Origin of the sequence: Pedobacter psychrotolerans (assembly GCF_004340665.1) — a bacterium.
In the GTDB taxonomy this organism is placed as follows: Bacteria; Bacteroidota; Bacteroidia; order Sphingobacteriales; family Sphingobacteriaceae; genus Pedobacter; species Pedobacter psychrotolerans.
The window spans coordinates 45,551-71,766 of record NZ_SLWO01000007.1; the positions used below are offsets into that span (position 1 = coordinate 45,551).

At 40.0% G+C, this 26,216-nt stretch carries 17 protein-coding genes and 1 pseudogene; 1 reads left to right on the top strand and 17 read right to left on the bottom strand.

The genetic code is table 11. From position 1 onward, the window contains the following. Window positions 1-34 precede the first annotated feature (34 nt). The 9 genes from EV200_RS17110 to EV200_RS17150 all read right to left on the bottom strand — a co-directional run bounded on the left by EV200_RS17110 (window position 35) and on the right by EV200_RS17150 (window position 12,363). Window positions 35-3,232, bottom strand: a complete 3,198-nt coding sequence (locus EV200_RS17110) for an ABC transporter permease/M1 family aminopeptidase (protein WP_132534820.1) — start codon at window positions 3,230-3,232, stop codon at window positions 35-37. Then, window positions 3,229-4,107 (bottom strand): ABC transporter ATP-binding protein, encoded by an 879-nt coding sequence (locus EV200_RS17115; RefSeq protein WP_132534821.1) that lies wholly within the window; start codon window positions 4,105-4,107, stop codon window positions 3,229-3,231. The genes EV200_RS17110 and EV200_RS17115 overlap by 4 nt, the downstream gene beginning before the upstream one ends. Before the next feature lie 79 nt (window positions 4,108-4,186). Further along, window positions 4,187-4,393 carry a helix-turn-helix domain-containing protein gene (locus EV200_RS17120; protein ID WP_132534823.1) on the bottom strand — a complete coding sequence of 69 codons (207 nt, stop codon included), beginning with the start codon at window positions 4,391-4,393 and terminating at the stop codon, window positions 4,187-4,189. A gap of 2 nt (window positions 4,394-4,395) precedes the next feature. Next, window positions 4,396-4,911, bottom strand: coding sequence for a DUF2975 domain-containing protein (locus EV200_RS17125; protein WP_132534825.1), 516 nt, complete (start codon window positions 4,909-4,911; stop codon window positions 4,396-4,398). A 112-nt stretch (window positions 4,912-5,023) separates the two neighbouring features. After that, on the bottom strand, window positions 5,024-7,441 hold the full coding sequence (locus EV200_RS17130; RefSeq protein ID WP_132534827.1) for an outer membrane beta-barrel family protein: 2,418 nt from the start codon (window positions 7,439-7,441) through the stop codon (window positions 5,024-5,026). 206 nt (window positions 7,442-7,647) lie between these two features. Next, a complete protein-coding gene (locus tag EV200_RS17135) occupies window positions 7,648-8,760 on the bottom strand; it encodes a PepSY-associated TM helix domain-containing protein (RefSeq protein WP_165877957.1) in 1,113 nt (370 codons plus the stop codon). Window positions 8,761-8,773: 13 nt separating this feature from the next. Continuing rightward, window positions 8,774-10,960 (bottom strand): TonB-dependent siderophore receptor, encoded by a 2,187-nt coding sequence (locus EV200_RS17140; RefSeq protein WP_132534830.1) that lies wholly within the window; start codon window positions 10,958-10,960, stop codon window positions 8,774-8,776. A gap of 316 nt (window positions 10,961-11,276) precedes the next feature. Continuing rightward, window positions 11,277-11,780, bottom strand: a complete 504-nt coding sequence (locus EV200_RS17145; protein WP_229676685.1) for a hypothetical protein — start codon at window positions 11,778-11,780, stop codon at window positions 11,277-11,279. A gap of 367 nt (window positions 11,781-12,147) precedes the next feature. After that, complete coding sequence (locus EV200_RS17150; protein WP_132534831.1) at window positions 12,148-12,363, bottom strand: hypothetical protein; 216 nt, start codon at window positions 12,361-12,363, stop codon at window positions 12,148-12,150. Window positions 12,364-12,460: 97 nt separating this feature from the next. On the opposite strand from EV200_RS17150, the gene EV200_RS22125 reads away from it, so the two are divergent. After that, complete coding sequence (locus EV200_RS22125; RefSeq protein WP_262707946.1) at window positions 12,461-12,583, top strand: hypothetical protein; 123 nt, start codon at window positions 12,461-12,463, stop codon at window positions 12,581-12,583. Window positions 12,584-12,643: 60 nt separating this feature from the next. Here EV200_RS22125 and EV200_RS17155 read toward each other — a convergent pair whose 3' ends face one another. The 8 genes and pseudogenes from EV200_RS17155 to EV200_RS17185 all read right to left on the bottom strand — a co-directional run bounded on the left by EV200_RS17155 (window position 12,644) and on the right by EV200_RS17185 (window position 26,154). Further along, window positions 12,644-16,198: a two-component regulator propeller domain-containing protein gene (locus EV200_RS17155; RefSeq protein WP_229676686.1), complete on the bottom strand. Its 3,555-nt coding sequence runs from the start codon at window positions 16,196-16,198 to the stop codon at window positions 12,644-12,646. 324 nt (window positions 16,199-16,522) lie between these two features. Beyond that, window positions 16,523-16,675 (bottom strand): annotated as a pseudogene (locus tag EV200_RS22240) (hypothetical protein); the annotation flags it as partial. Between the two features lie 48 nt (window positions 16,676-16,723). Next, complete coding sequence (locus tag EV200_RS17160) at window positions 16,724-17,803, bottom strand: glycoside hydrolase family 2 TIM barrel-domain containing protein (RefSeq protein WP_229676688.1); 1,080 nt, start codon at window positions 17,801-17,803, stop codon at window positions 16,724-16,726. Between the two features lie 38 nt (window positions 17,804-17,841). After that, the gene (locus EV200_RS17165; RefSeq protein WP_132534835.1) at window positions 17,842-18,888 is read right to left on the bottom strand and encodes a glycoside hydrolase family 43 protein; all 1,047 of its coding nucleotides are present in this window, start codon (window positions 18,886-18,888) and stop codon (window positions 17,842-17,844) included. Window position 18,889: 1 nt separating this feature from the next. Then, window positions 18,890-19,978 carry a glycoside hydrolase family 43 protein gene (locus tag EV200_RS17170; protein ID WP_132534836.1) on the bottom strand — a complete coding sequence of 363 codons (1,089 nt, stop codon included), beginning with the start codon at window positions 19,976-19,978 and terminating at the stop codon, window positions 18,890-18,892. 403 nt (window positions 19,979-20,381) lie between these two features. Then, window positions 20,382-21,917 carry a RagB/SusD family nutrient uptake outer membrane protein gene (locus tag EV200_RS17175; RefSeq protein ID WP_188754075.1) on the bottom strand — a complete coding sequence of 512 codons (1,536 nt, stop codon included), beginning with the start codon at window positions 21,915-21,917 and terminating at the stop codon, window positions 20,382-20,384. 14 nt (window positions 21,918-21,931) lie between these two features. Beyond that, the gene (locus tag EV200_RS17180; RefSeq protein WP_132534840.1) at window positions 21,932-25,099 is read right to left on the bottom strand and encodes a SusC/RagA family TonB-linked outer membrane protein; all 3,168 of its coding nucleotides are present in this window, start codon (window positions 25,097-25,099) and stop codon (window positions 21,932-21,934) included. 293 nt (window positions 25,100-25,392) lie between these two features. Further along, a complete protein-coding gene (locus tag EV200_RS17185) occupies window positions 25,393-26,154 on the bottom strand; it encodes a DUF72 domain-containing protein (protein ID WP_132534842.1) in 762 nt (253 codons plus the stop codon). Window positions 26,155-26,216: the final 62 nt, after the last annotated feature.

A 26,216-nucleotide genomic window follows, 5' to 3' on the forward strand; every position in this document is an offset into this window, starting at 1 on the left:
AAATTTACTGGTGAATTTTAGGGATGATTTATTTCTATAATTTCATTCCTTCTTTTAATCCTCCTGTTTTCATGAACATGTTTTCTATCTCAACATGGAACCTTTCATCACTTAACAGATAAATTTCCTTCAATAAATCTATAGAAACAGGTTTAGGGTTCGGGTATTTATTTTTTGCCAAAAAATTTCTTAAGGCAAGATTTACCTTTTCTTCTCCAATCAGTTCGCCTAACCTGTACATCATTACCGCACCTTTGGAATAGGAAATATGAATGTTTTCATTTTTCACCTGATATAACGGCTGTTCGGTGGTAAAGCCTCTTTCATCCAGATAAATTCCTAAATGCATTTTTATCTTTTCCAGCAGTTTTGCTTTGCCATACATCTTCTTGAGCAACATCAATTCTGTATACATCGCCAGTGTTTCCGTAAGCATGGCCGCACCATCTCTTTCATCAGGAGAAATCTGGTTATTGCCCCACCACATATGGGATAATTCATGACCGGCCAGTTCATTTATTACATCCTGCTGCTTATCACCTTTAATATTAGCGTGAAACAGCATATCTTCTGTCATATAAATTGTTGCAGGATATGCCGTTGCGGCAAAACCTTGGGTAAAACTGGAAACTTCGGCAAAACGAATCGTTTTAAATGGGTACGTACCAAAGTTTGCTTCACAATAATCCAACGTCATTTCTGCATTTTTAAGCAAATGCTGTACATTTTCAGGGTGAGATGGATGATAATAAATTTCAAAATTTCGCCCTTTATATTGCGCTCTTGTAATGGCATATGCTGCAGAAGAGATGGCAAAACGAAAGGGTATTGGTGAGCTTGTTTGGTATTGAAAATAATTCCTATTTGCATCTTTCCATTGCCTGGTTAGTTCTCCAACTCCAATAGCAGTTTGGTTAAGCGGCGTAGAGATCCGCATATTCAGGTTAATAAAATCATCATTAGCAACTTTTGGCGCATTGAATGCTTTTATAGCAGTTAGCTTACCTAATCGAAATTGCTTCCTATGATTTTCATCTGTTATTTCATTTGCAGATAAGTAACCAAACTGTGGATAAAACCTGCTGATTCGCATAAATGAGCCATTTTGTACAATGGCATTAAACGAATGGTGTCCGTTTACCGCCTTCCAAGCATAGCTGAGATCAAATTCAAATCTAGCTTCCTGATTTGGTAATAAGGCTTTTTGCAATCGAATCAACTGGTATGGCTTTCTGATCCTGATCTTTTCAGAACCATTTATGAACACAGCATTATTTATATTCATTTCATTGCCCAGATTAACCAGAACGCTATGAATGTGCTGTTTCGTTTTATTCAGGAGCTTATAAGTGCCGCTGAAATGATAAGCATTTTGTTCCGGGAATAAATCTACCCTTGTAGTGATAGCCGTAATAGTGGGTTGTGGCAGGTGCTGATATTTCCTGAAAGCACTTTCGTAATTGGCTTTTGCCCGTAAATCTGCATCTTCATTTTTCGGCTGATAACCTTTCATTAAAGCGCTTCCTGTCCAATACATAAGACTTATTGACATTAAGAGTGCGATTATGGCTGGCCATCTTAATAAATTTCTTTTGGTCAGATTAAATATAATCAGTAGCATTAGTACTACCCCCAGGCCAAAGCCTAATCTTTCTCCATAAACAACGGTATAAGAACCAAAGCCATTCATGTCGCTAAAATCTCCCTGAAAGGGCTGTAAAAATTTTAACAGTGGATAACTAAAAACTTTTTTACCTATGGAAGTGGCCATGATTAGGGCGAATAATGCCGTTAAAGCAAGTCCGGCATACTTTTGCCTGATCACTTTTTGGATCAATAAAATCATGATCCCTAATAATACCAGTGGAAAACTATTAAAGAGGAATACATGGGCGTAAACCCTCCATTCTATGAAAGGATAATGATACAGCAACTGAAAAAATATGCCTCCCAAAATCATTAATCCACTATATAAAAAAATCAGAATAGCCAGCGACAGACATTGGGCAAAAAAACGAGTCTTAATATTTGCTGCTGCATCTTCAATTAGATTAAAGTTGGCATTCTTGCTCCTCCAAAATATTTCATGCGCATAATATAATGTGGCTATCATGCATAATGCATGAAAATTCTGGATTATGGTACTCACCATCAAACCCGAACTGGCATATTGTTGTGGTATCCTGATGCCTTTTTCTATCTCACCATAGAGTTCCATTCCCACATAAAACAACAAAGCCATTGCCGTGATGATAAAGGGTATACTTTTAAAAATATAAACCAGATCCATCCTGACAAATGAAAGCATTGCGCTGAATTGTGCCTGGAAGTTATGTTTAGTATCTATAGATTTGTAAGAGATGGAGACGCAATGTTCCTGAACCATAGATATAGGAGCAGTAGCTTTGTATTTCGTGCTTTTGATCAGCGAAAATTTTCTGACTGAAAAAAATATTAAACCTGCTGAAAGCAACAATATGGCAGATCTGTTAAATAAAAACATGCCGCTTAAAGAGACCATTTCTGTATTTCTTTGTACAGCCGACCAATGCGCTGTTTGATAAAAAAAGGCTGAAAACCCAAATGGATCTAATATGGCAGATATGAACTGTGCCTGATCTGATTGCGGCATACTTTGCGCCATTAAAGGTGAGCCTGAATAAATTAAGGCCACCATATAAAAAATATACAATAACAAGCCGCTCACATATACCAGTAATTTATTGCGGGTACTCCATGCCACAAAACTCAGTACTGCAGTGGTGAACAAGGTATTAACCAAGGTAAAAATCACCAGTGGATACAGGTACCAGCTAAATACAAATCCGGTACGTTTTGTTGAAGATTCCCCAAATGCATATCCAATAAAAAAACTGATCATCAACAACAGTATACATAAAAAACTCATGAACAGCAGCGATGCATATCGTCCTGCAAAAAACTGACTTTTTCGGACAGGTGTACTAAAAAGTAAGAGTTCAAAATTAGAATCGGCTTCTCTGAAAAGTAATTGCGAAGCAAACAGGGTGCTAAAGAAAAGCGTGACTAAACTGACCAGATTAGTGATAAAACTGATCTGATAAGGCGAGTTTTCAAAGATATCTTCACCAACAGAGAACCGGGCATTGGCTCCTCCTACCACGCCAAATATAGCAATCAACAGTAAGACGACATAAAAGCCAGGTCTTTTAAAATAACTACGAACATCAAAAAGGAATATAGTATTCATCATCCGTTTTTTAGAGGTTTAAGTGCTGAGAAATAGACATCTTCTAATGTTGGGTGAACGGGCTTGAACGCTGCGATCGGGTAATCTGATAAAATCTGGATATTCATTTTACCGGAAATAAACTGCGAAGAGATCACATGATAATCATTTTGATACCGTTCCATCTCTGTGATCATAATTTGCTTCTGCCATACTTTACCTTCCAGCACCTGAATAAGATCATTTGGGTTTCCGTAAGTGAGTATGGCCCCTTTATTCATGATGGCCATTTTAGCACACAAATTGCGTACATCTTCCACCAGATGGGTAGAAAGGATAATAATGACTTCCTCACTGATGCCACTTAACAAAGTATTAAATCGATTCCGCTCTTCAGGATCAAGACCAGCAGTTGGCTCATCTACAATAATGATCTGAGGATTGCCAAGAAGGGCTTGTGCCACACCAAATCTTTGCCGCATGCCACCAGAAAATGTATGTACTTCTTTCTTTCGATGCTGAAATAGATTAACCTTATCCAGCAAAGCCAGAATCTGCTCTTTTCTTTCAGGAGCGTTTATTACCCCTTTTAAAACAGCCATATGCGAAAGCAAATCATAAGCTGATATTTTAGGGTAAACGCCGAAATCCTGAGGCAGAAAACCCAGGTGTTTTTTAATAGTGCCCGGATCTGCTAATACATCAATATCATTAAAGATCACCTCACCGCTATCCGCTGTTTGGAGGCCAACAATCGTTTTCATTAAGGATGATTTACCTGCACCATTGGGGCCTAATAAACCAAACATGCCGTTCCCGATTTCCAGCGAAATATTGTTGATGGCAACCACCCCATTGGCGTATGTTTTCCGAAGGTTTTTAATTGATAAGTGATTCATAGTCATTAAATTTTTGGGCAATAGTTTTCCTATGCACTTTTGGAAGTGCTTTTTTTAATCAAAAAATATGGGTGGTTATTTATGCCTCTACATACTCCAAAATATCGCCAGGCTGGCAGTTCAGGATTTTGCAAATGGCTTCAAGTGTATCAAACCTTACTCCTTTTGCCTTACCTGTTTTGAGTATGGATAAATTTGCTGGCGTGATCCCTAACCGGTCTGCCAGTTCCTTACTTTGCATTTTGCGTTTGGCCAGCATCACATCTACATTTACTACTATTGGCATGGCTAAATAATTAAGTCCTGATCGTTTTGTAAATTTAAGCCCTGTTTAAATATGGCAGCAATAAAAAGCGCAAATATTCCCATAATGCAATGGGCTATAATCATAAATCCGTACGGGTAGTCTTCCACAGAATAAACATAGAGGATGAGAAACAAAATGGGAAAGATCAGAAGGTTGATCAGGTAAAAAAGTCTCAGGTGATGAATCCCCTGTAAGGTAAATATTTTTTTAGGTTTGAAGGATTTGAACACATTACTGAGCAAAACAAAAAACACGCCGTAAATAAAAATAAGCAAAACCATTTCTGCAATATAAGCCGTAGCATATTCCGAGCCCAGTAAAAAATGCTGGGAAGTAAAGGGATAACAAATTGCAAAGCGGTTATCTGGCAAGTGTTGCAGAGTAGACAGATTGAATGCCACGCAGAGGATAATATACAGGGCTGTTAAAATATATCCGGCAGCGATCACCCTGGTGAGGTAAAAAGCAATGGTTGAAATATGGCGAACTAACTTCATATCGTTGAAAAATTAATTATTCACTAAAAATAATAATTAATTATTGTAAAACAATAATTAGTTACTAAAAATATGAAATTAATAATTCCAGACTATTTTGTTCGCATAAAGATTAATTACTTGATTTTTTGGTATCATCGTTCGTAATGCTACGTTCACTCTTTTTAATAGAACCTTTCAGTTTTCCGAATTTCCAGTTCATGCTCAGGTTAACTCGTCTGAATGGATTTTCACGAATCCGTTCCTGTGTGAAGTTTACGCCTTCATTATAACTTCTGTAAGCCCTGTATTTTTGAAAAGGATTTGCCACTAAGGCAGAAAAGATCAGCTTATCTTTAATGATATCCTTACTTCCGCTTAAAGCAATATAATAACTGTCGTTTGACTTGCCTTGCAACATCACATCTGGTGCTCCATAATTAATAGAAATACTAGACTTCCAATTCTTTTCGAACTTATAACTGGTGTTAAAATTGGCATAACCCGTTACACCATTATTTTTAGTCAGTACACCACTTATCATCCCTTCCAGCCAGATATAATTCAGGTTAGCACTTACGTTAAGGTTCCATTTTCCTGTAATTGGGTAATTAAAATTGGCATTGGTACCAAGGAGTTTGTTTTTACCAATATTATAGGAGGTTATCCGTGTCAGGTTTTCGGCAGCAAAATATTCATATACTTGCTGTTGGGTGTTGTTGGCAAAATTATACGTCAAGCTTAAATTAAGCGATCCCTTTTTAAAGTTGCTATAGGTCATCTCGAAGTTATTGCTTAATGCAGCTTTCAGATCTGGATTTCCATAATACTCAAAGTTTGGTCTTGATTTATCTACAAATGGGTTGAGATCCCAAATACCCGGACGTTGAATGCGTTGAGTAAAACCTAAACTAATACTTTGGCTATTCTTTAAGGTTCTGTTTAAGGAAACTGAAGGAATCAGGTTATAATAATCAGATTTAACAGTAGAATTAGTACTTTCAAAATTGCCTGTAACATCAGTACGTTCCAAACGGGCACCACCTTTAAAAGTCCAGTCTTTTAATTTTAAAGTGTAGGTATTATAAATCCCAAAAATATTCTGATCGTTAGTATAAACGTTACTCTGTGATGGATCGTTAATATAGATCTGCTGGGCCTCATTAAAATTCAGGTACTGAAAATTGCTTTCTCCATTTCTCAGAATTGCCTTTACTCCTGCCTCTATGGTCAGTTTTTTAAATGGATTGATGTAATCAATTTGAGCCGTCTGTTCTTTTGATTTGCTCGTATTATCCTGTTTGTAATTCAGACCGGTGTAATTGAGTCTGTTGCTAAACATCACATCATTCAGTTGTGGTTCAGAACTGTCAAAAAGCTTATAGGAGAATGTTAAGAGGTGTTCTTTTTTATTTTTAAATCCTTTCTGATAGTTTAATGTATAATCCGTTCCACGCCATTCATATCTGGTTTTGCTCTCCAGATCATAACCAGATGATACCGCACCATCTTTAATATCGAAATGCTGACCTAGATTTTGTTCATTATAACCACCATATGGGTTCACTTCTAAGGTGACCAGGTTTAAAGAATCAAGCTCATAACTAAATTCCCCTCCACCCCAGGCCCATTGATTATCTGTTTTTTGTGTACCTAAAGAATACAGGCTCGATGCAATTGCGGTGCCCCGGCTATTTCTCATATCTGTAATTTTTACACCATCAACCTGCCACACACCTGTACCACCGTAAAGGCTCGCCCCAAAGTTACCTTGCTTAATGGTAAAGTTTAGATTCCCACTCGGCCCGCCTGGAAACTGGTTACGCACATTCACATTCCCGCTATAGCCGTTCTCCATTTTTTTGGAAGTGATGATATTGATGATACCCGCCAAACCCTCGCTTTCATATTTGGATGGTGGTGTGGTAATTACTTCTATTTTTTGCACCCCTGCAGCGGGCATACTTTTCAGAAACTCTTTCGGGTCACGGGTTAAAATCCCGGAAGGTTTGCCATTAATCAGGATGCGGTAATTGCCAGCTCCCTTTAATTTTACATTATCATCTGCATCTACTGATAAAAGAGGAACTTTGCGCATCATATCCAATACAGAAAGCACCTTACTTTCAGGGTCTGATTGTATATCATAAATAATCCGGTCAGGTTCTTGTTTAATGATAGGTTTACTACCGGCAACGGATACTTCATTTAGTTCATTACCTGAGGAAACCACCAAAATCTTGCCCAAATTGAGATCATCTTTAAGGTTTACATCAAGCTGTTTTGAACGATATCCCAGCGATCCAATAATGATTTTATATTTACCCTGACCAATTCCATCAAAAGAGAATTTACCTTGTTCATTAGATACCGCACTTTTAATTACCACTGAATCTTTTTTAAGCGCAACAGTAAAATATTCTCCGGGTTTTTGAGTAAGGCTATCAACGATTACACCACTAATCTGGTATTTTTTTTCTTGTGCCTGAAGGGTGGAAAGTGTAAAGCTGCATTGCAATACAATGCATAAAATCGTTAAGTATCTGCTCATAGAAGATTAGTTTGTCTGCAAAATAGTTTTGCTCGGTTATCTACTAGATGCAAAAGTTTAAAGAATGTTGCACGTTCTCTTGATTTTCATTTTAAATAAATTGACAATCAACAAATTAGTTTTTAGTGCCTGTGCTTAAAATTAGATGATATTGACTGATTAGAAAGTATTTATCATAAATCAAATATTATATTATCATTTAAAATTTATCCTTTTCTTCTCTGCGGATATTTTCTTTTCATCCATAAAAGGCTTCCTGTGATGGAGAGAAACGCCGGGCTAAGCCCAAAGAAAACATAAATCCATTTGAGTACATCACCACCAAAGTAACCAGCATGCAGTTGATAAGCCATATATTCAAAACGCTCTTCCATACTTTGTTTGTCAATGATCGTTTGTTTTTTTAATGCTCCTGTTTCTGCATCAAAAGCAATGCTACTTGCTTTTCCCTGAAGTAGCAAATTTGTAGTGGAAGGCATGTGCCCCCTTACCAATATTTCACCACCTTTAACTGTCGGAATATTCACAGCAATTGGCTTAAAGCCTATTACATGATTTTTGGCTTTCATTACGATGCGATCAATATTTGCAGGAACCAAGTAATTTTCCTGCTGTTTAGGCAGCGTCCACATCGAAGGGCTAAAATATTCCCGGAGCATCCAAAAGCCGGTAAAAAAAAGCACCATATTAAATATCAGTGACCATACACCAATAATTCGGTGAAGTGAAGAAGCACCTGTTCGCCAATTAGAAAAGCGCAGCACTGATTTAAATCTCAAGGCCTGCCAAAAATGTTTGCGGTAAATGATCGTGCCCGTTAAAAGAGAAAGTAACATCAGTAGTCCAATAATCGCTGTTATAAACATCCCCGGGATACCCATTTGCAGACTATAATGCAAAGTATAAAGCCAACGAAAAAAAGATGGAGAAAGCTCACCATAGTCTCCTTCTTTGATGATTTTTCCAGTATATGGATTTACAAAAACAAAGTACAGATAGTTATCCGTCAGGTTTTCCTGTCGCTTATAGAGCATGAATTCATAACTGTCGAAACGGTCACATGGAAAGTCATGCAGCACCAGCTTTTTCAGGTTAGGATGCGTGCGGAGAATCATTCTATACATATCATCAGCCGGAACTGTTGTATTCCCGGGCTTCAGATGATGAAGCTCGGGATTGAAGTAACGATCAAGATCATGCCGGAATACAAGCAATGAACCGCTCAGTCCGTAAAGCAGAAAGAACAGGCCCACGGTAAGTCCTAGCCAGCCATGAATCCTGAATGACACTTTGGTCAGGCGGTTTATCCATTGTTTCATCTCCATGTCCAGATTAAAATTTATAACCGAGGTTAAGCCTGAATTCGCGAGGAGGATAGGGCACGTAAGCGAAAGTACCAATGTTGGCCGAAGAAGGTGTAATCCAGCCACTTCCATAATTAAACCTGTTCAGGATATTATTAACAATACCATTAACGGAAAAACGGCTGTTAGACCAACCTACCCCCCCATCCAAACGAAGTAACGGCGCCAATGTTAATTGTTGAAGTTCATATCTGCCTGCCCTGCCTACTTGCCATTGATAACCTGCAGAAACTGAAAATCCTTTTAAAGCAGCAAATGGAATAGCGTAATTCAGCCAGGTATTTTGAATATGCTTTACTCGAAATGGTGTAATCAAACCTATCCTGGCCGGATTGGTGTCTTTTGAAATATGACTATCCGTATAGGCGTAGTTGATTACCGCATTTAGTCCTTTAAAAATTTCACCCTTCAAATCAAATTCTACACCCTTTGAAAGGGTTTGCCCAAGCTGTGTTTGTACATTGATGGATGGATCACTCACCTTAACATTATCACGAATAATTCGGTAGATAGACACCGTAGTATTCCATTTGCCATTCATCCAGTCTTTCTTCAATCCAAATTCCAGATTCTGTCCTTTCAATGGTTTAAAAGCTTCACCTGTGGTAGTATTTACACCGCTTTGTGGTGTAAAAGTCTCATCATAAAGACCATAGACAGAAAAATCAGGAAGCAATGAATAGCTCAAACCTATCTTCGGCGTAAATACGTTATTCTTAGTAGTGCCCAGGCTGGTTTTTGAAACACTCTTCTGCACACCTGTCTCGCTAAAAGTAAATCTAGCACCAAATGTTAAACGAAGTTTTCCCTCCAGCATGCCAAGTTCATCCTGCATATAGGCCGCCTGGTAACTAATGGACTGCTGGTCTGTTGCAATATCCGATAGTGCGCCTCCCCTTACATTGGCATCAAAAGCAATTCCATAAACAGGGTTTGATGCATCAAGCGGATAAAGTGTTTGGTTTGCCGTTGGATCATTGGATCCGGAATAAGAAAGGAAACTTTTGTGGTTAATATCAAGACCTCCTGTGAAATCGTGACGGATGCTGCCAGTGTTGAATACCCCACTAATGTAAGGCTGGATAGCCAATACATCGGTGTTGAGCCTTTCATAAGTTGCCCTTCTCATGATCAAATTTGGCTGGGCAGCGTTGTATCTGGATACAAAAAAGTAAGTTCCTTCGAGGTGGTCATGCGCATAAGCCGCATTTATCGTTAGCTGCCAATTCGCATTGAAAGCATTATGATAGCTTAAAAATCCATTGTGCTCAATGGATTTCATCGGTGCCTTATTGGGGTCATTGATGGTAAAATCAGTCGGCAAACTCGCAAATCCATCTGGTGCAAACACAGTTGCGAAATACTGCTGAAAACGTTGCGTTTGAAAGATGTATTCTGCTGAAAGATAAGAATGGTTATTGATATTGTATTTCAGCACGGGATCTACCACCACTTTATCGTTAAAATTATATCGCTGAAATGATTTAGCCTTCTGTCCGGCTGCATTCAATCGATACTGCCATTTTCCGGCTTTATCTAAGTTGCCATCAAAATCAACGTTTGCCCTATACAGGTTGAAACTGCCTACAGAAAAACCTATCTCACGGGTATTCGTACCCATTGGCTGTTTAGTTACAATGTTATAGGAGCCTGCCGGATCAAAAAGGCCATTAATATAGCTGGATGGACCTTTAATAAATTCTACCCGGCTGATGATGGCCGCATCTTCCGCACTCGGCCCCGCATAAATCATCGAAAGATCCAGACCATTGCGCATGGGTGTTATCTGAGCCCCCCTCATAAATACGTAAGAAGTATAAAGATCAGCATTGTTATTGCGGGTGGCTCCGCTGACATTTCTGGTTACACTTTCATTTACAGAAATTGCCTGCTGATCGGCGATGATGCTTTGATCAATTTCCTGAATATTTTGTGGCAACTGAAGTAATGGTGTATTAACTTTCAGCGTAGCTGAAGACTTATTAATGTTGTAACGGCGATAGTAACGTGAACTGATTTTTACTTCGCTGAGTGTTTTTGCCGAAGTATCCTTCGCTATGCGTACCGAATCCTTTTTTATTGATGGCTTTTCTTGTGCAAAAACCATGAATATTTGTAAAACCAGACATAGCCCGGTAAATATGATTTTTTTCATTTAATTTTCTGTGTGGGTAGTTTTCAACTACCGTTAATCCTAGCGACTATGATCCATGGGTGGTTCATAGTCGGTATTCTATTGATAATGATGATGTGAAATATGATCTGACGATTTTACACTTGACTAAACTGAATTCGATAAATAATATGAATAGAATACTATTTGAATGCGTTATTTATACCTTAACTACCCCGCCCTTTGGGCACCCTCCGATACATCTGAGGGAATGGCGATCGTAATTCCCCTCTTTCAGAGGGGTGGTCGCAGACCGGGGTGTTAAATCAGTAAATATCAATCGAATTCCGTTTACACATCAGTGTTTACCGTGATCATGCTCCATTGAATGCGATGAGGGTATCAAATTGAACTTTTTCAGGTAAACATCCGATTCATTAAGTATTTGCTTGTATTGGCTATCCAGTTTTTTGATCTTAATTCTTTCGCCTTCAAAGTATTTTACGGCTTCCGCATTACCCTTTCCTTCAACATCTGGCTCAAATTCCTGCATCCATTTCATCATATCCTGATCTACCTGATCAAGCTTCCCTATGAGTATGGCAATATTTTTTTGCTCGGTTATGGTATCAATACCGGGTTGAGTATCCTTGAATGCCTTTAATCCGATTCTGGATAGCGTATCCAACATCAGCCTGTTTTTCGAAGCAATTTCTCCATCCTCCATTACCTTATTGTGCAGATCGACCACTTCCTGGCGGATCACTTTATAATCAGTTTCATTGTTACAACCTAAAAACATTGTCAAACAAAGTGCAACCATTATCCCGGAAGCAGCGTATGTTTTAAATAAATTTCTCATCACGTTAGTATTTTTAATACGAATAACATTTACCAAAGCAGCACTTTCGCAAGCTGTAATCTTCAGTATGCAGCAGATTCACTTCTAAAAAAAACAATAATACAGGCCTTTTGCCAGAACATTCCTAAACGAGACATCGCGGAATATTTAGCATGATATAGAAAAAGATCACGGCAACTTTAATGCTATACGCTAATATTACAAACGATAAAACAATAGCATTGAGCCTTTAAACATAATTTAATTAAACTATGAATTGACATATTAAGCTTCTACAATTTGGTCACTCTTCTAAAAAGAGAAACACAGTCACCTTTTAAGGTAGCCGCAAACTAGGGCATAAAATGCAAAAACATAATGATCTAAATCAAGCCTGTAGAATAAAGGCTTTAGGCGGTTGGAATATAGTGAAAGTTCGGTGTACAGTATTGAGCACCGGACGTTGTGGATAGATAACCTTGATGGTTGACTTTTTAAAGGCAAAAGAAGCTGCAGCTACAGGCAGCGCTTCCATGTGATGGCTCCGCTGATTTTCCCTTTCCTGTTTTTTTTCTTTTTCCTCGGCCAGCTTTAGTTTCTTCATTAAAAAACACTTGCCATTACAATGCATCCAGGGTCTATCTCTGTTTTCGCATAGCTTTTCTGAAATATACTTCTGGTTTAACTCAAAACCTGCATAAATGAAAAAACGCGAACAGTTGGATCCGATCAGTGCGACTAATAATGATATGGCAATAAACCTGTTCAACATTCAGCCGCAAAGATATAGAATACAGATTTCAAAAATGAAACAAAATCCATAATATTAATCAATCTATACCATAATGAAAAATCGTATTTAACCGATGAAACATTAGATTAGCTTATCCTACCTCGCTGTTCCGCTTATGCTTCTCCACAAACTCTGTTGGTGTGAGTTCGAACTGGGTGTAAAAACATTTACTGAAATAAGAATGCGAATTGAAACCCACCATATAGCCGATCTCGGCGATGGTGTATTCCTGTTCAATCAATAACTTGGCGGCCATCTTCAAGCGGATAATCCGGACAAATTCATTTGGCACATGCCCGGTTTTGGCTTTGATCTTTTTGTACAAACTCGATCGGCTGAGGCCTACTTCCCTGCCCAGGTCTTCTACCGAAAGTCGCGGATCAGCAATTCTGGCTTCGATAATCTGCGTGATTTTCTCCAGAAACTTTTTATCCCGGTTTCCGGTATTGAGAATTTCTGTCCCCTCGAGCGGGTTTTGGGCGAAGCGTTGTTTTAAATTCGACTGCAATTCGAGCAGATTTTTGATAATTAGCGACAGTTGTTTCCATTTAAATGGTTTCGAAATATAAGCATCGGCCCCACTTTCCAATCCCTGTATCTCCGCTTCCGTATTGGTTTTAGCCGTGAGCAAAACCACTGGTAAATGGCTATAATCGATATCATTCTTAATGATTTTACACAACTCAATCCCATCTATTACGGGCATCATCACATCAGAAATCACCAGATCAACATGATGGTTATCCAATTGCTTCAGTCCTTCTTTTCCATTTTTCGCCTTTAAGATATGGTAGCCCTCTGCTATAAAGCTTTTGGAAAGAAAATCCAGCAGCGAAGGGTCGTCTTCCACCACCAGAACCGTTTGCTTTCCTTCATGTTCTGCGTTTACTTCTTCCAGCTCCAGAGCTGGCGCAACTTCATATTGACGAAATGGAATGAGCACGGTAAAAATGGTTTTCACGCCTTCTTCACTTTGTACTTCGAGCCTGCCGCCATGTTTTTCAGTCAGCGATTTAGCTAGTGCCAGTCCGATGCCCGTGCCACCCAGGTTGGTGTACTGATGCTCTTCGGTTGACACTTTAAAGAACTTTTTAAAGATCGAATCAAGCTGTGCTTTCGGAATTCCAATGCCATCATCCTCTACACTAATAGAAATCATTTCTTCGCCATTGACATCAATCTGCAATGCATTGATTTTAATTTCCAGTTTTTTCCTCGCGAATTTGAATGCATTGATCAGTAAATTACTCAGAATCTTCATCAGGGCTTCCGGATCGGCATGGATTTCCAGTTTTTTAAATGCACTGACCACAACAAATTGCAGATCTTTTTTAATAGCAATTGGCGAGAAACGATCGCGGATGCTATTGATTAAATATATCAGTTCTAACGGTTCAGGATGGATTTCAAAAATATCGCTCTCAATGCGTCTGAAATCGAGCAATTGATTGACCAGTGTGAGCAAGCGATCTGAGTTTTCTTCCATCACCAGCAACTGTTCCATACTTTCCGGATCTTTCTTTTTTCTGGTTAGGAGTTGTTCCAAAGGAGCAATAATGAGCGAAAGCGGGGTACGTACTTCATGCGCCATGGCCGTAAAAAACTCTATTTTCTGTTTATAAAAATCCTGCTCACTTTTATTCTTAAGTCGTTCCAGCTTAATTTCATTTCGCTTACGCTCTTTTTCATACACGAATCGGCGTAACCAGATGGCTCCGGAAACGAGTGCAATCAAGTAGATAATATAAGCCGTTATACTTTTGTAAAATGGTGGCAAAATTTTAATCTTGATACTGGAAACTTCTCCAATGCCTGTACCTGAATCATCTATCACTTTCACCTGAAAATGGTATTCCCCGGCTGGTAAATTGGTATAAGTAGCCTTGCGCTGGCTGCCTACATTATTCCAGCTTTTATCAAAGCCTTCCATTTTGAAGGCATATTGGAGTTTATTAGGTGCAATAAAACTGAGTGAGGCGTATTCTACGCTCAACACCGATTGGTTATGATTTAGAACAATTTCATGAGTATAGTTGATGGATTGCTTTATCGGACTGTTTTCATCGTTCAGATCAAGGTCTTTATTGAACAACTGAAAATTAGTAAAACTTACTTTTGGAATGGCGGCACGGCTTTTTACTTGATCGGGTAGGAACGAATTGAAGCCGTTGATGCCTCCAAAATAAAGTTTACCTGCTGAATCTTTGTAATAGGCTTTATAATTGTATTGCTGGCTTTGCAGGTTATCCCATTTCCCAAAACTTCTTTTGGTTTTGGTTTTTGGGTTATATTCAAAAATGCCGCTGTTGGTAGAAAACCATAACTTCCCGGCCTGGTCTTTTACAATGCCATAAATTACGGCACTGCGGATCCAGTTTTCCTCATCAAAAGCATTAAACTTTCCTGTCTTTTTATTAAGCACATTCAGGCCGCTGCCATCCGTTCCCAGCCAAAGGTTGCCTTCTCCATCATCCAGCATGCAAATCACTTTATTGGAACTGATGGAACCTGGTTTTTGCGAATAGGCATATTGAGTGAGGTGGTTATTTTGATCCATCCTGATCAAACCATTGTCATAGGTGGCAATCCAGATGATCATATCTTCATCTTGGTACACCTGATAGATACAGCTTTTATCCAGATTTTTTCCTTTGATGCGGATGAAACGGTCATTTTGCTGATCGTAAAGATTCAAACCTGAAATGGTAGATACCCAGATACGCCCCTGCCGGTCTTCATCAATGGAATACACGCTGTTATCACTCAGCGAAGCCGGATTGGCCGGATCACTTTTATAACGCCTGATTTTTCCGGTATGGGGATTCAGGATATTCACTCCACCGGTGTACATACCAATCCAGATGTTGCCTGTTTTATCCTGATAAAGTGCATGAATATTGTGGTAAGAAAGGCTATCCTGCCCAGCTGAAAAAGGAAATTTGCGGAAAGATTTATCGGCCGTATTGAAATAGTTTAGGCCGCCATCTTCGGTACCAATCCACATATGACCGGGTTTAGTTTCCAGAAAGGCACTCACTGCGTTTCCTGAAAGGGAATTTTTAACGCCCGATGGATAATAAAACTCAAAGCCCGAACTTCCCTCGTGATAATAATTGAGTCCACCAAAATAGGTACCTACCCAAATGCCCCCTTCCCGATCTTTAAAAACATTGTATACCGCATCATCATTAATGCTGAAGGGATCATGGTTTTTTTTCTGATAAACGGTGAAGCGGTTATTTTTCCGGTCGAAGATGTTTAAACCTTTTTCCGTTCCTAAACAGATGTAACCGGGTTTGGGTTCATAAATGGCTCTTACAATATTATCGCTGATGGAATTTCCCGACGATTTCTGGTAAATGGTGAATTGGTTTGTACGCTTATTCCAGAAGTTTAAGCCACCAGCCATGGTACCGATCCAGATATCGCCATTGCCATCTTTGTACAAATCGAGAATCACATTGCTTGAAAGTTTTGCCACTGGCGATGAGGTATTGTATTGCCTGATCTGATTGGTTTTCGGATTTAATACATCAATGCCTTTGCCATAAGTACCCATCCAGATCTCCCCGGCATCATCCTGAAGGATTTTAGAGACTTCGTTTGAAGCTATTGCTGGTGAAGATGTGGTATGGAAGCGCTTCATTTTCTGGCCTTTTGGCGAGTAAACAAAAACACCTTTTTCTTTGGTGGCGATCCAGATATCGCCATTTTTGGCACGGATTACATCATTAATAAAGTAATGCTGCAGTGGTTTAAAAAGGCTAAACTTTTCGGTTTCGAGGTTGAAGATATAGATTCCCTCATCAGTACCGATCCAAAAGGTTTTCGCATCGTACTTAAAAATTTTGCGGATGAAGTTGTTGCCCAAACTTCCGGGGATGCCTTTCTGGAACTGGAAAGATTTAAAATCGTAGCCATCAAAACGGCTCAGGCCGTATTTGGTACCGAACCACATGTAGCCCTGATCATCCTGCTCAATATCCCAGATGGTGTTGGCGCACAAACCATCGGATACAGTATAATGCCGAAAGAAAATTTTCTGAGCGGTGGCATACTGTAAAATAAGTAAGCTAAAAAAAAGGAGCAGGACTATTGCCCTGCTTATCTTTTTGATTATCATAAATGGCTAGATAGGTTTCACAAGGTAGTGAAATTGCCTTTTGCGGCTTTATTTAATATCGTTCAATTTTTTAATCAGCTCAACTTCTTCCTTTTTGTAGGGCGTTCCATCTTTTCTGAACACTTCATGAAACCATTCTTTTGGTTCTTCTCCGTTTGGAAGTGGGGTATCCCAGGCGTATTTGGTGTTTGATTTTCCATCTACCAATCCCCAGTTAATGGCACCGATGTTTTCTTTCTTCAAGATAGGCATCACATTTTCAAAGAGGCTGCCACGGGTACGGGCCATGTATTCGGTACAGATCATTGGCCTTCCGTGCGAGCGCAACATGTCAATTACGCGTTGATGCCATTGCGGTTCTTCATAATCGTGGTAAGTGATCACATCAGAATTTAAAGCTTGAAAAGCATTCAATTCTTTGTAATCCCATGCCCAAATTCCGGCACTAATCGGTTGCTCCGGATTAACCGCCCTTGCCCAGGTAAACACACTTTTCAACAGTGGGTATGAAGTGGTTAACTTGCCTGAATTTCCAGGCTCATTGTATAAATCCCATAATAAAATGCGTTTATCGGCTTTGAAACGGGTCATTACATCCTTCACATATTTTTCGAGTGCTGGAAAATTAGCTGCATTTTTTGAATCCGGATCGCCTGGATCCTGTACCCATCCCGAATTGTGGATACCTGGTTTTGGTCCCGGTTGTTTACCAATTTTGGCCTGCTTGTTCCAGCAATCATCAAAAAACACAAAAACGGTTTTAATTTTATGCTTGTTGGCAATGGTCAGGTATTGATCCATTCTTTTTTTGAAACCTTCCTGATCCTGTTTCCAGGCCAGGCTGTGGAGGTACACCCGCATGGTGTTGAAGCCAATGCTTTCTGCCCAACCCAGTTCTTTATCAATGGTTGCCGGATCGAAGGTATCGGCCTGCCACATTTCCAACTGGTTGATGGCTGTACTGGGCAAAAAATCGGCTCCGTTAATCCATTTATATTGTTTGTACCAGGCATTGGCTTTTTCTATAGACCATACCTTGCCTACAATTGGTGTAGCTTCCTGTGCCTTTACCATCGTGGTAGCGCTTAAAAGGGCGAGTAATAAAAGATTAAAATATTTTTTCATCATATCAATTTTAGGTGTTGTCCGGCTTTTGCCGAACCAGCTTATTTATTTTGTGAGGGAATATTGAGCTCCTGATCAGTTTTCAGTGGAATCCCAAAATTTGGCGACCCATCTGCATTCCAGGTAAATTTTTGGGCTCTTGGAGAACGCTGTCCGCCGCAGCCTTGCCCCGGACCAGAATTGGCATGATACAAAATCCAGTCTTCCTTTCCATCTGGCGATTTAAAAAAGGAGTTATGACCAGGCGCATACACCCCATTTTCTGGCGATTGCTTAAATACAGGTTCTTGGCTTTTTACCCATGAAGATGCATCCAATAGGTTTTTGCCTTTCAGCGTTAACATGCCTAATGCGTAGAAATCTGTCCAGCAACCACTGGCCGAATAAATCAGAAAGACCTTACCCTTGTTGACGAGCACTTGCGGTCCTTCATTCACATCTACGTGAGGTGGATTGTTGGGATCATTCAGGTCGCCGTGTTTTTCCCATTCAAACTGAGGGGTAGAAATTTTGTGGCGTTCGCCATCAAGTGTCCAGGGATTTTTCATTTTTGCGATATAAATTTCCTGTTTCTGGTTGATGTCTCCCTCCCATCCTGCCCAGATCATGTAGAGCTGTTTCTGGTAAATGAAGACTGAACCATCAATGGCCCATTTGTTGGTGGCATCGCCTACTTTGCCTTTGAATACCCATTCGCCTTGTAAAGGATCTTTGGATGAATTTTCCAGCACATACATGCGGTGGTTTTTGTTATTGCCGTCATCAGCAGCGAAATACACATACCATTTGCCATTAATAAAGTGAATTTCTGGTGCCCAGAGTTCTTTTGAATAGGCTTTGCCAGCGGGTGGCACAAAAATAGTTTTCTTATCGGCCGTTTTAAGATCTGCCAGGTTTTTCGTTTTCCAGATCACCAGCTTATTTTGCATGGTTTGGGTATAGTAATAGTAGCCATCTTTATAAATGCTCCAGGGATCTGCTCCTGATGGCAGCAATGGGTTTTTAAAAGTTTGCGCCAGGCCCATCTGTGCGATGAACATCAGCAGCAAACTCAGTACAATGCGGTATTTTTTAATGTGTTTATTCATGTTATTGTTCTCCGGAAGGCTTACTGATCTGCAATCCTGTTGCTACTGGCACGCCAAAATCCGGACTGCCGTCGGTTTTAAAGGTAAATTTTTGCATCCTCACGTTTCTTCTGTCTGCACAGCCCTGGTTAGTTTCTGAATTGGCGTGGTAAACAATCCAGTTTTCTTTGCCATCTGGCGATTTGAAAAAAGAATTGTGCCCCGGGCCAAAAGCATTGCTTTGTGGTTGTTTGCTAAACACAGGCTGGGCAGACTTCTGCCAATCGGCTTTCACCAAAGGATCTCCCCCGGTTTTAAGGCTCAACATGCCTAAAGCATAATCATCTGTTCCGCAATAACTCGCTGAATAAATCAGAAAAGCTTTATTATCAGGCGATATCAATGCCTGTGGGCCTTCATTTACACCAAATCCATTTTTTTCCCATCCGTATTCCGGCTCTGTTAACTTAGTTGCTGATCCTACTAAGGTAAAAGGATTTAGCATCTTCGCTATGTAAATATTTTGTGTCAAATTCACATTGGTTACATCGGGTCTTCCGCACCACATGAAGTAGCGGCTGCCATTCATCTCGAGGATTGAACCATCAATTGCCCAGAAATCGGTATCAGCAGTAAAAATCCGGCCTTTATCAACCCAGGTTCCGGTGGTTGGATCTGCACTGCTATTTTCGAGTACCCAGGTCCGCTGACTGATATCTGCGCCATTACCAGCGGTGTAATAAATGTACCATTTACCATCAAAGAAGTATAATTCCGGTGCCCAAATGTTTCTGGAATTGGCTGCACCTGCTGTCGGAACGAATACCGTTTTTGGAATGGCCGCACTCAGTTTAGACATAGCCGTAGTGGCCCATAAACTAATGGAACTTCCATTGGTTTGTAAGTAATAATATACCCCGTCTTTCTGATAAACAGAAGGATCGGCTCCGTTCATTAACGGGTTGGAAAAGGTGCCTGCTGTTGGAGGTGGAATGACTGGCTCAATTGGAACGGGATTGTCAGTTTTCCCGCAGGAAATACTTACAGAAATTAAAATCGCCAGCCCGATGGAATGGAGTTTTAATGTTTTTATTATGGAGTTGTTTTTCATAGGAAATGATTAAACTTTTATTATTCTTTTTTTGTGAAGGGCAATGAGAGCCACTTCTGTAAACCTTATCCTTAACTAAACGTCATTGCGAGCAGATTTTTCATCAGCTGAAGATACGCCTAAGTCATCATTGCGAAGCCAGTTTTTCTCTGGATGAAGCAATCTATCTTACCGTAAACTCTAAGCAGGAAAGATTGCTTCCCCGAAAATTCGGGGCAGGCTGTCGTGCCTCCTCGCAATGACGATCAAGGTTTAATTTTCTACTAATCGTCATTGCGAAGCTGGTTTTTCTACAGCTGAAGCAATCTATCTTGCCGTAAACTTTAAGCAGGAAAGATTGCTTCCCTAAAATTCGGGCAGGCTGTCGTGCCTCCTCGCAATGACGACCATCTTAAGAAGACCTTTAATACCTCGGATTCTGCGTTAAATTCGAATTCAAATCAATATCGCTTTGCGGGATCGGATAAAACTCATGTTTCCCAACAATAAATCCAGTGAAATCTGCATCTCTGCTGGCCAATGCCGGACTTAAATCGCCCCAGCGTGATAAATCTGCCCAGCGCCAGCCTTCTCCCGCCAATTCTGTTACACGCTCATGCTTCAACTGTGCTAAAAACTGAGTCTGGTTTAAACCCGGTTTTGCAACCGTAAGCGTAGCTAAACCTGCTCTCTGCCTTACACGATCAACATATTGATAAGCTTCTGCTGTTCTGTTTAAGCCATTAAGGGCTTCCGCATACATCAAAAGTACATCTGCATAACGGATTAAACGGTAGTTGTTCGGTGAACGGAAACCTTCCTGGTTTCTCCAGTGATCGTTTAATAATTTCCGGAACCATACGCCATTGGCATCAGGTCCGTTGCCATAGCGACTGGCAAAAGTTTGGCCGTAAACGATTGTAGCATTCGGCCCTGCCGGATTAGCATTATTGAAAATAAGAGATGCCGCCAAACGTGGATCTTGTGCACCTCCAACAGTTTTTTCCTGCAAAAATTCATCTACTACCCATCTGCGGGCGGCTCCATCTGAATAACCCACACCCGGTGGCGCAAAGAATTGAGCGATAGATGAACCTGTATTATTGATTCTGGACTCATCCACATCATCATCTGTACTTTCAGACTGGTTTTCACTAAACTGAATTTCAAAGATAGATTCGCTGTTATTTTCTCTGCTGATGATAAAGTTATCACGGTAATCTGCAGTTAAAGAATAAGTATTACTTCCGGCACCCGTAACCAGGTAGCCAAAAGCATTGGCCGCTTCCTGATACATGCGCTGTTGCAGATAGGTTTTACCTAAAAGTGCGTAAGCAGCTCCTTTTGTTGCACGACCTAAATCTGTCGCCGAATAACTTACAGGTAAATCTGACAAAGCTTCCGTTAAATCTTTTGCCACTTGTGCATAAGCCTGTTGTGTAGTGGCGTTTGCAGGAACATCTTTCGGCTGTGATGGCTCCAGCATTAAAGGCGGCCGACCATAATAAAGCGTCAGGTTGAAATAAAATAAGGCCCTTAAAAATTTTGCTTCGGCGATGATTCTTTTCTTATTGGTTTCATCCATCGATATAGCTGGTACATTTGCAATCACCTGATTAGCCCTGAACACTCCAACATAAAGGTTAAACCAGGTTTGGGATGTTAACCCATCGTTATAATCGGTTTGATTAAAGCGCATTAAGTTATTTAATCCACCATCGCCACCAGATCCAAAACCTTCATCAGATTTTAAAATGCCGTGGTAATACATCCAGCGGGAATATAAACTTGCGGTACGGTAAAACGTACTGTAAACTGCATTGATGCCTTTTGTTGCATCGTCACCCGTTTTCCAGAAACTGGCAATGGTTGGTGCGTTTGGATTAACTGCATCGAAATCTCTTTTACAACCCGCAAAGGCCATAAGTGATGCTGTTAATATGAATATATATTTTTTCATGATTTGTTTTATAATTAGAATCCTACACTGAAACCAAATGAGATAATTCTTGATGATGGATAATTTCCGTTATCCACTCCCGGCTCCAGGTTGGCGTTTGCCCCAACAACATCTGGGTCTAAGCCGCTGTATTTGGTAATGGTAAATAAGTTTTGACCGCTTACATATAATCTTGCACTGCTGATATTGGCTTTTGAGATCAATTTAGCTGGCAGGTTATAGCCAAGTTCTACATTACGCAACCTTAAGAAAGAGCCATCTTCAATCCAGCGATCGGTATTGCCTCTTGCGTTTTCATTGATTCCCCTGTCGTTCGCCGCAAACTGATAACCCAATCTTGGGAAAGTGGTATCGGTGTTGGTTGGTGTCCACGGATTGATCTCCGTTCTATAGTTGGAGTTTCCGTAACTATCCAGTTCTCTCAATACGTCGTTGTATAGTTTTTGTCCGAAGGCACCATAAAGCTGAACAGAAAGACTAAAATCTTTGTACCTGGAATTGAATTGTAAACCCGTAGTGAATTTCGGGAATGCAGAACCCGCAAACACACGGTCTTTATCGTTGATATCATCATTAGTTCCACCGTTAACGGTATTGACATAACGGATATCGCCTGGTTTAGCATAAGCACTTTGCGCTTTATGGGCATCAATTTCTGCCTGATTCTGGAAAATACCATCTGTTTTTAACACGTAATATTCGCCGATTGAACGGCCTACCTGCGTACGGGTATTGCCAGACTGGATGTAATCTTTCGGCTGACCAGTTTCTGTATCGATCCCTAAGTTACCCAGTGATAAAACTTTGTTTCTTATTACACTTATATTTCCTGCAATGTCCCATTTAAAATCGCCATCCAGTTTTGGGCGGTAACCTAAATTTAACTCAATCCCTTTGTTTTGGATGGATCCGATGTTAACAATTGGATCGCCCTGTAAATTACCAAGATAACCAGGTAAAGGCTGAGCAAGTAAAACATCTTCAGAAACCGACCGGAACACATCAAAGTTTACGATTAGCTGATCTTTAAATAAGGATGCATCAAAACCTAAATTGGTTGTTTTTTTCTTTTCCCATCTTAAATCGCCAGAAGCCAGTTTAGCCTGAATGGCACCTGCATTGGTGGTTTGTCCGCTGCCTAACACTACATCTGGTGCCTGATTTAAGAAACCGATATATTGGTAAGGACTTAAGGTATTTACACCCAAAGAACCATATGAACCTCTTAGTTTCAAGTCAGATACCCAATCTACTTTAAAGAAGTCTTCTTTCGAAATTCTCCATCCTAAAGCACCTGAAGGAAAATATCCGGTTCTGAATTGAGGAGAGAAACGGGAATCTTTATCTGCACGGAAAGTAAAGGTAACCAGGTATTTATCATTATAGGTATAATTCACCCTACCCAGATAAGAATCCAATAAGCTTTTATAAATCGTTCCGGATGAAGTACGTCCTTCACCTGCTGTAGAAGTTAAAGTATTGAAATAATCGCCTCCAAATTGCGCCAGCTTAATTCCACTACCCAAAGTATTATCCGTTTGCGTAGTCTGCTCGGTGTAACCCACTACTCCATTGATGCTGTGTTTACCGATTACATAATTATAATTCAAAGTATGCTCTAATAAATAGCTCAGAAACTGAGAACGGTTATCACTTAACTGACTAAAATCAGGCGATTGGTTTTGATACCATGAACCATCTTTTCTAAGTGATTTACTTTTATCAAAACTGGTTTCAATACCAGCATTAAACCGATAAGTTAAACCTTCAATGATTTTAAAATCGACGAAAGCATTACCTAAAATCTTGGCGTAATTTGATTTTACCGAAGTAATATTGGCGATAGCAGTTTGGTTGCGGGAAAAAGTATTGATACTGGCATTTGATCCGTATCCCCATCCGCCTGGATTATTTGTGCTGATTAAAGCATTATCCTGAACCGGAATTAAAGGAATGCTGGTAAACATGTCGTACCATGGATTTCCGGCAAAAGCACCGCCCTGGAACGGAGATTTTGAGGTAGAAGAAGAAAAGGCCAGGTTTTCTCCAAATTTGAATCTGCCTTTGGTGGTTTCGGTATTTACCCTGAACGAAGCCCGTTCAAATTCTCGAGCAATCAATACGCCTTTATCTTTAAAATAGCCTCCGGAGATCAGGTACTTGGATCCGTTGCCGCCACCAGAAATACTAGCATTATAATCCTGAACCGATCCGGTGCGAAGCGTTTCATCTACCCAATCCGTATTGGTTACACCATTATAATTGGCTACACCTGGTTGGATAGCCATTCCTGAAGCCTGATAAGCACGGGTATTGGTAGCTGCATATTCCGCAGCATTCATCATGTCGTAAGTGTTAGGCACTTGAGAAATACTGTACCTGGAGGTTACCGATATTTTAGCAGGCCCCTCTTTACCTTTTTTTGTGGTGATAAGAATAACACCATTACCAGCTCTTGATCCATAAATGGCAGCAGCTGAGGCATCTTTCAGAATTTGTACGTCTTCAATATCATTCGGACTCACCGTCGTATTCGGATCGGCAATCATTCCATCGATCACATATAATGGACTGGCATTACCAAAAGTAGCCAAACCACGGATATTCACTACCGCTTCCTGACCCGGTGCGCCACCATTTCTTACCGCCACACCTGGTGTTTGACCTTGTAAAGCCTCTGGTAAAGAACGTGAAACTAATTTTTCGGTATTAGCAGTACTCACAGAACCTGTGGCACCGGTTAAATCTCTCCGACGAATGGTTTGGTAGCCAATCACCACCACATCTTCCAGTGAAGTATCGGATGATGTTAAGGTAACATCAATCACCGGATTACTTCCAACGAGAATTTCTTTGGATTGGAAGCCAATATAATTGAAAACTAATGTTGCATTTTCAGGAACGGAGATGCTGTATTTTCCATTGGCATCGGTAGCCACTACCTTGCTGCCGCCCTTTACACTTACTGAAACACCAGGTAAGGTTTCGCCTGAGGCTGCCCGCACTGTTCCTGTAATTTGAACATCACGCTTCAGGGCTTTAATTTCGTAAGTCATACTGTGCACATCCGCAGCATAACCCGGAGAAATTACAGCTGCCATCAATAATGGCAAAGCAAGTATTCCTTTAAGGTTACTGACCTGGTGTACATGAAATAAACTGAGTAAATTTCTTTTTTTCATAATATTTACATTTGGTTTTGTTGAAGAGATATTGGATTGGACGGGTGCTTTAAAAGACTGTCCGTAAGCAGATGTATCTGGCTTTTTTTCATTGATGATGATTAGATTTATATTGGTTAGCAATTCGTCAATCTTCGGGAAGATTTAACGAAACAATGTTAGCGGATTGCCAGCCATGCTGGTATAAAAATTGAATCCAATGCTGTAAAATATGTGGAATTATGCCTTTAAATACGACTTAGGAAGCGATTAATAGAAAAATCAATCAAAATGATTTTTCTATAATATATATTTCAACACTTATTCCTAACAAGTTCCCGTAGGGTAATCAGATTAGTATAAGCCTCACCCATGGTGTTATTGAAGTAAGCAAAAACCATTTTACCTTCTGAGAGCCATTCGGCAACATAGCTGGCATACTCATCTAATAAATCTTCAGCGTAACTTCCCCGATAATTGCCGCCAGGACCATGAAAGCGGAGGTAGACGAAATCAGAATCTAAATCTCTTATTGGCGAATTAGCTGGCGATTTATCATGGATAACCATGCTCAGCTTATATTCATCAAGGAGTTCATATATTTCATCTATGTAAAGTGAGGAGTGTCTAAATTCCAAGGCAATTTTCCATTCCATACCAGGATCATTTTCCCGAAGGATTGACATCAAATACTTTAGCTGGCCAAAATGATTAATCTTAATGCTCGGCGGAAACTGAACTAAAACACAAGCCTTCTTTTCCTCTACATGTGATATGACTTCGAAAAAACGGGAGACCATTTCAGGATCAAAGGCCAGGTCTTTATTGTGCGTAATTTCCTTAAAAAGCTTAAAAGTAAACCTGAAATCTTGGGGTACATCTGTCGCCCATTTTTTAATCGTGGAGGCCAATGGAATTTTATAGAATGAACTATTAATTTCTATGGTACTCATTAGCGATGCATAGTAGCAAAGCCTGGATTTATCCTTAAATGCTTCGGGATAATGAAGTTTATTGGGAACAGGTAACAAGAGGCCACTTGTTCCAGCATAATAGTTATCAAATGCAGTATCCATATGACCTGAAGAACACTATATGTATGCAAATAGTTATTACAGAATTTCACATACCTATTTTT